Below are 13,240 nucleotides of genomic sequence, written 5' to 3'. Positions count from 1 at the left end.
CGAAAAACCCCATGACCAGCGAAACCAATTCGACAATTGCCGAAGTGTCTGACCCGATCGGGGAAGCACTTCATTTGCTGAAACTGAACGGCACCTACTACTGCCGTTCCGAGTTGAAAGCGCCCTGGGGGGTCTCCCTGCCACCCTTCGAGGGCCACATGATGTTCCATGTGGTGACCCGGGGTGAGTGCTGGCTGGAGGTTGCCGGAGAAAAACCCTGCCTGCTGAAACAGGGCAGCCTGGCCCTGGTTCCCCATGGTGAAGGCCACGAAGTGCGCAGTGATCTCCAGCACCAGACCACGCCCCTGTTCGACATACCAGTGGAGTCGGTGAGTGAACGATATGAAATCATGCATCACGGCGGCAGTGGTGAGCTGACCCAGCTGACCTGTGGGCTGGTGCGCTTTGACCATGTTGCCGGACAGCAGGTTGTAGCCCTGCTGCCACAGGTATTGAAGATCGATACCTGGAAAGAGGATGAGAGCAGCTGGATACAAAACACCCTAGAGTTGATCACCCGTGAAGCGAGGGAACTGCGTCCCGGTGGTGAAACGGTGATCACCCGACTGGCAGACATTCTGGTCATCCAGGCGATTCGCTCCTGGCTCGACTCACTCAGCGGCCCCATACCGGGCTGGTTGAATGCGTTACGGGACAAGCAGATAGGCAGAGCCCTTGCAGCGATTCACCGTAATCCGGAAAGGGAGTGGAACCTGACGTCACTGGCCATGGAGGCGCGAATGTCCCGCTCAGGATTCTCTGCACGATTCACCGATCTGGTTGGTTACACCGCGATGCGTTACGTAACCCGCTGGCGTATGCTGATGGCCCGCACACAGCTGCTCGAATCATCGGAACCTCTGGTGGTGTTCGCGGAACGCTTCGGCTATCAATCCGAAGCGGCATTCTGCCGGGCCTTCAAACGAGAGCTTGGTGTCTCCCCGGGCAGTGTTCGACAGTAGACAGCCGTCTCACACAATCTCCATCATTCAAGCCAGGAATGGACGCCAACCACCGTGAATAGCCGCAATCTGTGTTTTTTTGACTCTTATTTGCGTTCATTTGCGAACCGATGAAATAGGGCCTGTTAACACCAATCATTGAATACACTTCGCTCGCCCTTAGGATCAACTTTCAGTTGCTCAATGCAAATCACGTTTTTGTGCGTAAATAGCCGTAATGATAAAAATTGCCTACTGCGCTGTTAAAAATTACCTTTAAGCTGTTTTGCAGAAATCTAGAATCACAACCATGGAGGCGTGAAGATGAAAATACAAAACAGCAAATCCTCATTTCTGATACCGGCCATCACCCTGGCAGTGATCCTGTCCGGCTGCTTTGCCACCTATCAGGATTCAGGTAACAAGTCTGTTTTCACAAGCCTCAACAACTGTCAGTCATTCACCGACCAGACAGATCCGAACAGCACGCCTTACAAGCTCTGTCCCGGTACGGCAGGTTATCAGCTGATACTGCGCAAAGTTGCCGCAGGTAGAAAGTCGATTGAGATCCTGAGCGATTCACAACAATCCTTCCCCCTCAATTATCAGGCGGTGGTAACCAGGCAGATGTTTCATCTTGGTGAACAGGCTGAGTGGCGGATTGCACACTCATCCACCGGGACTCAACCCGTAGCGCTCATCGCAGAGATTCATGCCCATGAAAATCCCGATGAGCCGGATCAGGTCACCACAATCTACCTGGCCGTAGCAAAAGTATCCGCGACTGAGAGCTGCGTCACCGATGTCATCGAGCAGCAGGGAGTTTCCAGAGCGCAGTTGCAACAACTGGCTGATAAAGCACAGCAGCGAGCTTGCATCGGTACGCCGCCACACTGATGCGGAACCGATCAAACATCGATCCATCAACCTGGTTATAAAGGAATAGCACCATGCCGACACCTGTAGAATTCATGCAAAGATATCGACGTCTCAGGGTCAGGTCTGCAGTTGATGACCCGGCCTCAAGAACCTGTCGCGAGACAACCCACAGCGTCACCCTCAGAAACTACTTCATGATGGATTGGGATGAGGGCACGGAAGAGCTGCGCGATTACCGGACTGTCTCTAGGGGTTCGCGCAGTGATATCTGGTTCAACCAGAACAAAAACCGAATCCGTAATGCGGCAATGGGTAAAGGTGCACCCAGGGACTATGAACTGGCTCTGGAGTGGGCGGTGCGCGCCAATAGAGTACAGACGATCAATCAACTCAACCTGCAGACCTTCTGTGACGACCATCTCGGCATCGATTGTTCGGGTTTTGTCACCAACTATCTGATTGCCTGTGGTAAGCGTAACTACACAGACAACACGGTTCGAAACACCGGAGCCGCCTCCTACTTCCAGGCAAACCGGGCGGTGAACGATCCGAACACAATTCAGCAAGGGGATCTGCTGGTCTGGATGGATGGCAATTCAGTCAGGCGCAGTCCAGGACATGTGGCGGTTGTCGACTCCTATGTAAACCAGTCCGTGGCCGGAGGTAACATGCGTGTCGTGGAAGCCACCGGTTCCCGTCATGCCCGTCCCAAACTGTTGAGTTCAATGTATGCGATCGAACGGATCATCGATCCGGGGCGCGGGGTCCCGGCAATGATTCTTGAAGTACGACGCCACGGCACTTCGGGAAGCCGGGTCGCTGTGATGCGGGTCTGATCTTGCTTAGGGCCTGTTAGCACGAATCCAATCGGCGCTAATGCAGATCCATCAAAACCCTGATGTGGGCTTCCACACTGCGTGCCAGGGCATGGGGCTCGTAGCCCCCTTCGAGCACGGAGACAACCCTGCCCTCAGCATACTGATCGGCAATCTGCAGGATCTGCTCAGTAACCCAGCGATAATCCGCTTCAGTCAAACTGACGCCTGACATGTCATCTTCCACATGGGCATCGAATCCAGCCGAGACGAAGATCATCTGCGGTTCGAAGTGATTCAGCGCCGGCAACCAGTGGTCCGTTACCGCCGCTTTGAATTCAGCACTTTTCGCGGTCGCCTCCAACGGGGCACAGATGATATGATCCGGGCTCTCTTCAATCGCCGTGTAGGGGTAGAATGGGTGCTGAAAGGTCGAACAGACAATCACCCGTCTGTCATCACGGAAGATATCTTCACTGCCATTACCATGATGGACATCGAAATCGAGTATCGCCACACGCTCCAGACCATACTCCGCCATGGCATGTGCCGCACCCACTGAGGCATTGCCATAGACACAGAATCCCATGGTCTTCATGCGCTCCGCATGGTGCCCTGGTGGCCGTACCGCACAGAAGGCATTTTTCAATCCCTCCTGCATGATCAGGTCCACTCCCTTGATCACAGCACCCGCTGCCCGTTTGGCAGCCTGCTGACTCTGTGGACTCACAACCGTATCCGGATCGAGGTGGGCATGGCCTGATTCCGGCATCAGTTTTTCAACCTGGTTCAGATAAGCTTCGTCGTGACAACGCAGCAACTGTTCCCGGGTAACCTCCGGCGCATCATAGTGACGCAGAAAATCGTAAAGCTGTGCCGCCATCAAACGATCATCGATCGCCTGCAGTCTTGAAGCGTTTTCAGGATGCCCCACACCCGTATCATGATTGAGACAATCAGGGTGGGTAATATAGGCCGTTCTCACAAAATACCCCCAAACTATACGGCCACTTCATTAAGCAGCCTAATACTCATTATAAGATCTTTAAAAACCGTTACTTAAGTAAAGAATTTGTCATTTTTTATCGGTAAACTTCCAACCATTCATGCCGATAACCTGAGTGCTCATCGACGTCACCTTGGATATGCTTTAAATCAGACTATCACACCGTGCCCCCGTGAGTAACAACGGACACTTACTCTCATTTTTTTTCACCAGAAGTTCAATAGGCTGGAACTCATGCAATCACACTATTTAACCCCACTATTCTCACCGAAAAGCGTCGCCATGTTCGGAGCCAGTGAAAGAGAAAACTCGGTTGGCGAAGTGGTATTCAGAAACCTGATCTCTTCCGGTTACAAAGGCGCTATCTATCCGATCAATCCAAAGCATGAAGAGATACAGGGAGTCAAAGCCTACAAGTCGATCGAAGAGATCGGCAATCCGGTTGAGCTGGTCGTCGTCGCCACACCGGCCAAGTCCATTCCAGCGATCGTCGAGGCCTGCGGTCTGCATGGCGTGAAAACCATGATCATCCTGTCTGCCGGTTTCAGAGAGTCCGGACCAACCGGTCTGCGTCTGGAAGAGCGGGTTGTCGAAGTCGCCAAGGAGTTCGGTATCCGCTTTATCGGACCGAACTGTCTCGGCCTGATCCGTCCCGACCAGGGGATCAACATCACCTTCGGCAACAACAACGCCAAGCCGGGCAATCTCGCCCTGGTCTCCCAGTCCGGAGCGATCTGCACCGCGATCCTCGACTGGGCGGAGGTGAACGACATCGGATTCTCCACGGTGATCTCCACCGGTATCTCAGCCGACCTGGACTTCGGTGATTACCTCGACTACCTGGTTTCCGATCCGAAAACCGACAGTATTCTGCTGTATGTGGAAGGCATCAAGAATGCCCGCCGGTTCATGAGTGGACTGCGCGCCGCGGCACGCATTAAACCAGTCATCGTGTTGAAGGTGGGACGCCATGCCGCTGGCGCGGAAGCCTCCATGTCCCACACGGGCGCCCTGGTGGGTAGCGACGAGACTTTCTCTGCGGCGCTGTCACGATCCGGTGTGTTGCGGGTGGAAACCATCTCCCAACTCTTTTCAGCGGCCAAGGCCCTCTCTTCCAGATACCGGGTTTACGGCAACAAGCTGGCGATCATCACCAACGGTGGCGGCCCTGGCGTGATGGCTGCCGATCGGGCCTCGGATCTGGACATCGAGCTGGCATCTTTCAACGACGATACCATCAAGGCACTCAATGAAGCCCTGCCTGAAGTCTGGTCTCACGGCAACCCGGTGGACATCATCGGTGAAGCTCCCCCTGAACGCTATCGGGCTGCGGTGGACATCTGCCTTAACGATCCGGGGGTCGATGGCACCATTGTCATTCTCACCCCTCAGGCGATGACCCAACCCGACTCAGTGGCGCAGGAGCTGATCGATCTGGCGGATAAACATAAGAAGCCGATCCTCACCAGTTGGATGGGCGGCAAGCAGATCGAGAATGCACGCAAGCTGTTCAACAATGCCAAACTGCCCTCCTTCCGTACCCTGGAAAACGCGGTTGACGCTTTCTACTATCTCTCATCCCATCAGGAGAGCCAGCGCTTACTGCTGCAGACTCCGGCCAAGAGCTCCAGGCGTCATGAACAGCCTGACGCCGAGGGTGCCCGGTTGATCATCGAGAGCGCCCTCTCGGAACAGCGCAAAGTTCTCTCCGAACCGGAATCCTTTGCACTGCTCGGCGCTTTCCGCATCAATGCGGTACGCAACGGTATCGCACGCTCCGCCAACGAGGCTTTGATCCTGGCTGAATCGATCGGTTTTCCGGTGGCAATGAAGATCTTCTCACCGGACATCTCCCATAAATCCGATGCCGGTGGTATCCGTCTCAACATCAACAATGCCCAGGCGGTTCGCACCAACTACCGGGATCTTATCGAGCAGGTCAAAGAGACCCGACCGGAGGCGACTATCGAAGGGGTGACCGTTGAACAGATGTACCAGAGCCCGAATGGTCGGGAGCTGTTGATCGGTATCGTGCGGGATCCGGTGTTCGGCCCGGTGATCAGCTTCGGTAGCGGCGGCACAACGGTTGAAGTAATGGGGGATTCGGCCATTGCCCTGCCCCCCCTCAACCGGCGTCTGGCCAGCGATCTGATCGATCGCACCAAAGCCTCAAAGATGCTCGACCAGTTCAGACACATGCCTGCTGCCAATCGGGAAGCCCTGGTGGATGTGCTGTTGCGGGTATCGAGCATGGCCTGTGAGTTGCCTTGGATCCAGGAGATGGATATCAATCCGTTGATTCTCGATGACACAGGTGCGGTGGCAGTGGATGCCAGGATCCGGGTCAATTACCCACGCCCATCCACCGACCCTTACCACCACCTGGCGATCCATCCCTACCCAGTCAATCTGGTTGCCCGTACCCAATTGCCCAACGGTATCAACATTGTGATCCGTCCGATCCGACCCGAAGATGCAGACCTGGAGCAGAACTTCACCCGTCAGCTCTCCAATGAGGCCAAGTATTTCCGCTTCATGAGTTCCATTCAGGAACTGACTCCGGAGATGCTGACCCGCTTCACCCAGATCGACTATCACAACGAAATGGCCCTGATTGCGGTAACTGAGGATGAACACCATGAGGTGGAACTGGGGGTTGCCCGCTACGTCATCAACCCCGATAAACGCAGTTGTGAATTCGCCCTGGTCGTAGCCGATGAGTGGCAACGTCAGGGGATCGGTCACAAGCTGATGAACCACCTGATGGGAATTGCCAGAGACCGGGGTCTGGAAAGAATGGAGGGGGAAGTGTTGAGCAACAACTTCAAGATGCTCGACCTGATGAAGTCCCTCTACTTCCAGGTTACCCCTTATCCGGGAGACAACAGCATCAAGCAGGTTGTGATTGACTTATAGTTTTACTGAACCGTTTGTGGTTCTTTATGGGTCAGAGAGCATTGCACGTTACTATTGGAAAATGTTCTCTGACCCCAATTTATCCCAACTTCTATTAAACTTTTGAGCGATTTCACTAAAACCTGAGTCACCTTGTAATTCTCTTTAATCTGATGATTGACTCTATTTACTCACCCATAATCTCAACAACCTTTGTCAACCACTCTTCTGGAGTGAAATCTAACGCTGACGGTTTAACATAACCTCCAAACTCATAAATCATCTGCTCTGTAACATCACCATGCGCAATCAATTCATCTATTGCAATCTTAACTGATGTAACTCTTGATTCACTTTCATTGTCACAAAAATCTCGAACTGCATTTTCAAATATTCCGTATTCGGCAAACCAATCTTGGTGAAAGTAGCCTTTAAAAAAGTAATTCAGAGCTTCTTTGTTCATTCGCATTCCCTATTCTGGATAGGCCGTATGGATTCGATATCCATTCGGCATTAATGGATCTCGTCTAAGTAAAACAGTGATGTCAGTACTTGCCTGAACTGTCGTCGATCCATTCAGTACCTTTCTACCCACCTCGTAACCTAAGTTCATTGACAACGGTAATTGACGATCATTGCCTGCCAACCAGGTCTGTATATTTGCCCTATTACCAGCGAGCACATCCCCTACTGCTTTTTCAGCAATTTCCAGATTGGTGAAACTAGATGAACTTGGAATGTGGGGTTCAGCCACGATTCTATCGATTAATTCTTGATCCGTTTTTCCAACATGCTTGCTGACTGGATGACCACCAAAATTCTCATGATAAATTAGTGTGCCACCAGACTCTTGCTTCACCATCGATGGATTAACTGTGTTTGGAGCATTTACCTGACTCCGTCCTGCACTTCCAGCCCCATTGATCTTAGCATTTTCAGAAACCAGAGAATCGAGTTTCGCAACTTTCCCCATGCTTGCCAGGGCACCAAACACGGCCATATCTACCAGCCCGGTCATCTGCAGCATTGGGTTATTTGACAGCACTTTGCCAGCTACGAAATATTCGCCTTGTTCCTTAGCGGTCTTTACTGCCTCATTTGTTGCTTGTACATCTCCTTTAAACGCATTACCGACATCCTCCCAATTCGGTAGAGTTAATCCTGGCTCTCTGCTTTCCCGATGGTACTCATCGATACCGGCATATTCCAGGTTATCGACGTTTTTTAAATCTGGGCTCTTCTTTCCAACCGCAACACCTAACTGCACAAGACCTTTCACCGTGTTTTCCGCCAATCCATAACCAACGCCGGAAGTCATGGCCGCGTATTGCAATGGAGTTGGACGCGGCCCGATGTCCACCCCTGCATCACTCACACTCAAGGGATCATCGGATTCTCCACTTGGGCTTTCATTCCGCTTGCCGGTATAGTTGACTGCCGTGTTTCCCTGCTCCTCATGCACCTGACGCATCAATCCTCTGCCATCACTTCCAGCATGATCGTAAACCACCACCAAAGCGTACTGGCCATCCGGGGTTGCCGCCAGCTGGCTGATACCCTCACGACCGGCTGATGAGATGAACTCGTTAGCAACTTTACGCTTCTGATTTTGGTTGCGCTGTTCAAATTGGTGCTTGACCAGAACATCCGGCTGGTGGCTTCGACTGGCCTGCTGAAAGAGGATCTCTCCCTCTGACTGCTGTGCCCTTTCCATGCCGCTGTTAACTGCCGTGTACGACTGAGCTGGGGCGTTGTTTGTGTAGAGATTCGGCGTGCTCACGGGTCCCTCCGCTGCATTTTATGGTTGTTTTGGCATTATCTCAGTAAACGCTTATCTGACTACTAGGGATAACCCAAACGCCAACATAATCAATTGAAAATCTGTATTAACTTAGATTTCAGAACAGCTATTTTTTCTATGGAGTATCATTAGGAGATGTCATCCTTTCACTTTCACCCTGCAGTCAACAGCTGGTTTGAAAAGCATTTCGGATCCCCTTCCGAAGTTCAGGAACTGGCCTGGCCTGCGATACAAGCTGAAAAGAACACCTTGATCTCTGCCCCTACCGGGTCGGGCAAAACCCTCGCCGCCTTTCTGGCGGCGATCGATCATCTGGTTCAGCAGGGATTGAGTCTGCCACTGGCAGACGAGACCACAGTCCTCTACGTCTCTCCCCTGAAGGCGCTCTCCAACGACATCCATAAGAATCTGGAGCTGCCGTTGAACGGTATCCGCGATGCCCTGCTGGAGATGGGCTACCCGGATGTACCGATTCGCGCCATGGTGCGTACCGGCGATACCAGTCAGTCCGAGCGGGCAATGATGAAACGCTCACCACCTCATATTCTGGTGACCACGCCGGAGTCGCTCTATATCCTGCTCACTTCAGACTCAGGGCGTGAGATGCTGAAGTCGGTACACAGTGTCATCGTCGATGAGATCCACGCCCTGGCGGGAAACAAACGAGGCGCCCATCTGAGCCTGAGTCTGGAGCGATTGAGTTCACTCTGTGACAGACCACCGGTACGGATCGGCATCTCCGCCACCCAGAAACCCATCGAGGTGATGGCCAGCTTTCTGACTGGCCAGCAGCAGGAGCCCTCCCAGAGTGACTGCACGATTATCGATACCGGCCATGTCCGACAGCGGGATCTGGCGATCGAAATCACCGGCTCGCCGATGGAGGCGGTGATGGCCAACGAGGCCTGGGATGAGATCTACCGCCACCTGGAACAGCTGATCCGGCAACACCGCACCACCCTGATTTTTGTCAACACCCGCCGACTGGCTGAACGGGCAGCGGCGGCACTCGCGCAGAGACTGGGTGAAGAAGCCGTGACTTCACACCATGGCAGTTTGGCCAAGCAGCACCGGCTCGATGCGGAACAGCGTCTGAAAGCCGGTTCCCTGCGGGCTTTGGTGGCCACCGCTTCCCTGGAACTCGGCATCGACATCGGAGAGGTGGATCTGGTCTGTCAAATGGGCTCCCCCCACCGCATCGCCACCTTTCTGCAGCGGGCTGGACGCTCCGGCCACCAGCTCAGCGGTACGCCCAAGGCGCGACTCTTCCCCCTCAGCCGCGACGATCTGGTTGAATCAGTGGCGATGCTCGATGCGATCCGCCGGGATGAGCTCGACCGGATTCCGGTCCCTGATCAGCCTCTGGATGTATTGGCACAGCAGATCATCGCCGAGGTATCCGCCCGGGAGTGGCTGGAACTGGAGCTCTACCAGCGTTTCAAATCCGCCTACCCCTATCGGCAGCTCTCCCGGCAGAGATTCCTGGAGGTGGTACAGATGCTGGCCGACGGTTTCCATACCCGGCGGGGCAGGCGGGGCGCCTATCTGCATCGGGACGGGATCAACGGCAAGCTACGCCCACGGCGCAATGCCCGTCTGACCGCCATTACTAACGGTGGTGCCATCCCAGATCAGTTCGACTATGACGTGATCCTTCAGCCTGAAGGACTCTTCGTCGGCAGCCTCAACGAGGATTTCGCTTTCGAGAGCATGCCAGGGGATATCTTTCAGCTGGGCAACTTCTCCTATCGGATGCTGAAGATCGAGCAGGGCCGGGTTTTTGTTGAGGATGCCCATGGCCTCCCCCCCAGCATCCCATTCTGGTTCGGCGAGGCGCCGGGGCGCAGTGACGAACTCTCCCTGGCGGTCTCCCGTCTGCGGGAGAAGCTCGACACCCTGCTTGATCAGGGGCAGGCGGCGGCACTCGATTACCTGCAGCTTGAGTTGGCGCTCCAAGCCGGTGCCGCAGAACAGCTGGTGGACTACCTGGCGGCGACCAAGGCCCTGTTCGGTCTGCTGCCAAGCCAGCAACGGATCGTCTTCGAACGCTTCTTCGACGAGACCGGGGACATGCACTTCGTGATCCACGCCCCCTTCGGCTCCCGCATCAACAAAGCCTGGGGATTGGCGCTGCGCAAGCGCTTCTGTCGCCGATTCAATTTTGAGCTGCAGGCGGCGGCCAATGAGGACAATCTGATCCTTTCACTCGGTCCGACCCACAGCTTTCCGCTGCAGGAGCCGGCGGGCTACCTGAAGGCGCAGAGCGTCGAACAGGTATTGATCCAGGCTCTGCTGGCAGCCCCGATGTTTCCCACCCGCTGGCGCTGGGTGACCAATATCGCGTTGGCGGTTCCACGGATGCGCAACGGCAAACGGGTGCCTGCCCCGTTCCAGCGTAACGACGCGGAAGATCTGGTGGCGCTGGTGTTTCCGGACCAGCTCGCCTGCTTCGAGAATATCCAGGGGGAGCGGGAGGTACCGGACCACCCACTGGTCAACCAGGTGCTGCAGGACTGTCTGCGTGAACTGATGGACATCGATGGCCTGAAACGGGTACTGCAGGGTATCGAATCAGGCGCGATCCAGGTGGTCGCCAGGGATCTGCCCACCCCGTCACCGATGGCCCATGAGATTCTAAACGCCCGACCCTACGCCTTTCTTGACGACACCCCGGCGGAGGAGCGGCGAGCTCTGGCGGTACAGCAACGGCGCATGGATGCGGGCAACGCCACCGAGATGGGACAACTCGACCTGCAAGCGATCGAGCGGGTCAAACAGGAGGCCTGGCCCCAGCCCCGCAGTGCGGATGAGCTGCATGACGCCCTGGTGATTACCGGTTTCATAGTCGAGCAGGAGATCTCCCCATTCGACCTGCCCAACTGGCAGAACTATCTCGGAGAGTTGCAGCAACAACGGCGGGCCACCCACCTGATAATCAACAATCAGGTCCTGTGGGTGGCAGCAGAGCGGTTGCTGGCGTTAACCACTGTCTGCCCGGAAGGGAGCTTGAGTCCGGTTATTGATCCCCTGCCTGCCGATGAGGCGGAGAGCTTTGAGAAAGCCGTGGTTGAGATTCTGCGCAGTCGCCTGGAGAGTCTCGGACCGGTCACGGTGGCACAACTGGCAGAACCACTGGGACTCACTTCCGCCAAGGCTGATCAGGCACTGACCAGCCTTGAACAGGAAGGTTATGCCATTCGAGGCCATTTCGATTCAGCCCAGTCCGATATCGAGTGGTGTGAGCGGGGTCTTCTGGCCCGCATCCACCGCTATACCCTCAAACAACTGCGCAATGAGATCTCACCGGTGAGTCCCGGGGAGTTCATGTCCTTTCTGTTCAGCTGGCAGGGACTGGATGAGCCTTCCGAGGGGAGCCATGCACTGCAACGGGTGATACAGCAGCTGGAAGGCGTCAGCCTGCCGGCGGCAAGCTGGGAAGAGGAGGTGTTACCTGCGCGGCTGCAGCCCTATTTCTCAGGGGAGCTGGACCAGCTCTGCAGTTCCGGTCAGCTGGTCTGGCTGCGCCTGCATCCACCGGCAGGTCAACACAATGGCCCTAAAAATCCCGCCATCAAAACCACCCCCCTGGCATTCATCCAGCGATCCAATCTCTCCCTTTGGCGCCAACAGGACGAACTCTCCAGCGAGGGACTCAGTGCCACCGCCGTTAAAATTCTCGAGGTATTGAAACATTGGGGTGCCAGTTTCTTCGATGAGCTCAAGCAACAGACCGGCCTGCTCAAGACCCAGCTGGAGAACGGACTGGGAGAACTGGTCGCCTTGGGTCTGGTGACCTCCGATCAATTTCAGGGGTTGCGCAGTATGATTACCCCCCAGAAGGGTCGTCGACCGAGTCGGCGCCGCAGTCCGCTACAGGCCCCGTTGGCCTCCGGCGGGCGATGGTCACTGGTACGCCCCCCGCAGCCTACGCAGGATCGACTGCAGCGGAGCGAGCAACTTGCCCGCATCCTGCTGAAGCGCTATGGCGTGGTCTTCCGCAAACTGCTGGATAGGGAACAGGGCCTACCCCCCTGGCGGGATCTGCTCTACGCCCTGCGACGCATGGAGGCTCGGGGAGAGATTCGGGGTGGCCGCTTCGTAGAGGGTTTTGCCGGTGAACATTTCGCTCTGCCCGAAGCAGTCGGCCATCTGAGGGAGCTGGCAAGGCAGCATGACCGGCAGCAGCAGATCACCATCAGCAGCGCTGACCCACTCAATCTCACTGGCCTGATCACCCCCGGCAAGCGCATCCCGGCACAGCTGGGGCACCGGATTCTCTATCAGGACGGCAAACCAGTGGCGACCAAGCAGGGGAAGACGGTGACCATCGACGACAGCGTTCCGGAGAATGAACACTGGCAGATCCGCAATCTGCTGACCCGTCAGCCTCATCCGGCCAACTACCTCAAATCGGAGCCGGGTCCACTCTCCTGAAAGGCCTGTCAGTAAAACCCGGGCAGAAAAAAACCCCGGTCAGCAGACCGGGGTTTTTTATTTCCTTTACCACCCTGCCATAGGGCAGAGGGTGGATTTTCAACTGGCCCTAAAAGCCGTTGTTAGATCTTCTCTTTGATACGCGCCGCCTTACCGGTACGACCACGCAGGTAGTAGAGCTTGGCGCGACGCACATCACCTCGACGGGTCACTTTCACGGAAGCGACAGTCGGGCTGTAGGTCTGGAACACACGCTCCACCCCTTCGCCATGAGAGATCTTGCGGACGGTGAAGGCCGAGTTGAGGCCACGGTTGCGCTTGGCGATGACGATACCTTCAAAGGCCTGCAGACGCTCGCGCTCGCCCTCTCTGACCCGAACCTGAACAACAACGGTATCACCTGGGCCAAAATCGGGAACCTCACGGCTCATCTGCTCGGCTTCGAGTTCTGCGATGATATTGCTCATGG

9 protein-coding genes are annotated in these 13,240 nt (G+C 55.3%); 5 read left to right on the top strand and 4 right to left on the bottom strand.

What is annotated here, in order from left to right; all coding sequences use genetic code 11:
- The first annotated feature begins 11 nt into the window (after positions 1–11).
- From A3193_RS02605 to A3193_RS02595, 3 genes are all read left to right on the top strand, one after another.
- Positions 12–962 carry an AraC family transcriptional regulator gene (locus A3193_RS02605; RefSeq protein ID WP_069004621.1) on the top strand — a complete coding sequence of 317 codons (951 nt, stop codon included), beginning with the start codon at positions 12–14 and terminating at the stop codon, positions 960–962.
- A 303-nt stretch (positions 963–1,265) separates the two neighbouring features.
- Positions 1,266–1,838 carry a hypothetical protein gene (locus tag A3193_RS02600; protein WP_069013981.1) on the top strand — a complete coding sequence of 191 codons (573 nt, stop codon included), beginning with the start codon at positions 1,266–1,268 and terminating at the stop codon, positions 1,836–1,838.
- A 53-nt stretch (positions 1,839–1,891) separates the two neighbouring features.
- Positions 1,892–2,656 carry a CHAP domain-containing protein gene (locus A3193_RS02595; protein WP_083218256.1) on the top strand — a complete coding sequence of 255 codons (765 nt, stop codon included), beginning with the start codon at positions 1,892–1,894 and terminating at the stop codon, positions 2,654–2,656.
- A gap of 37 nt (positions 2,657–2,693) precedes the next feature.
- Here A3193_RS02595 and A3193_RS02590 read toward each other — a convergent pair whose 3' ends face one another.
- Positions 2,694–3,620 (bottom strand): histone deacetylase family protein, encoded by a 927-nt coding sequence (locus tag A3193_RS02590; protein ID WP_069004618.1) that lies wholly within the window; start codon positions 3,618–3,620, stop codon positions 2,694–2,696.
- A 255-nt stretch (positions 3,621–3,875) separates the two neighbouring features.
- Between A3193_RS02590 and A3193_RS02585 the strand changes: the two genes are divergently transcribed.
- Positions 3,876–6,557, top strand: coding sequence for a bifunctional acetate--CoA ligase family protein/GNAT family N-acetyltransferase (locus A3193_RS02585; RefSeq protein ID WP_069004617.1), 2,682 nt, complete (start codon positions 3,876–3,878; stop codon positions 6,555–6,557).
- A gap of 166 nt (positions 6,558–6,723) precedes the next feature.
- On the opposite strand, the gene A3193_RS02580 is transcribed toward A3193_RS02585, so the two are convergent.
- Positions 6,724–6,999 carry a contact-dependent growth inhibition system immunity protein gene (locus tag A3193_RS02580; protein ID WP_139116944.1) on the bottom strand — a complete coding sequence of 92 codons (276 nt, stop codon included), beginning with the start codon at positions 6,997–6,999 and terminating at the stop codon, positions 6,724–6,726.
- 9 nt (positions 7,000–7,008) lie between these two features.
- Complete coding sequence (locus A3193_RS02575) at positions 7,009–8,316, bottom strand: RNase A-like domain-containing protein (RefSeq protein ID WP_141694624.1); 1,308 nt, start codon at positions 8,314–8,316, stop codon at positions 7,009–7,011.
- Between the two features lie 156 nt (positions 8,317–8,472).
- Here A3193_RS02575 and A3193_RS02570 point away from each other — a divergent pair, with 156 nt between their 5' ends.
- Entirely contained in the window at positions 8,473–12,771 is a 4,299-nt protein-coding gene (locus tag A3193_RS02570; RefSeq protein ID WP_069013974.1) for a DEAD/DEAH box helicase, read from the top strand.
- 122 nt (positions 12,772–12,893) lie between these two features.
- Here A3193_RS02570 and rplS read toward each other — a convergent pair whose 3' ends face one another.
- Positions 12,894–13,238 (bottom strand): 50S ribosomal protein L19, encoded by a 345-nt coding sequence (gene rplS, locus A3193_RS02565; RefSeq protein WP_069004613.1) that lies wholly within the window; start codon positions 13,236–13,238, stop codon positions 12,894–12,896.
- Between the last annotated feature and the right edge of the window lie 2 nt (positions 13,239–13,240).

The sequence above is a fragment of the Candidatus Thiodiazotropha endoloripes genome, assembly GCF_001708965.1.
GTDB classification, from domain to species: Bacteria; Pseudomonadota; Gammaproteobacteria; order Chromatiales; family Chromatiaceae; genus Thiodiazotropha; species Thiodiazotropha endoloripes.
This window is presented reverse-complemented; position numbering and strand designations above follow the sequence as displayed.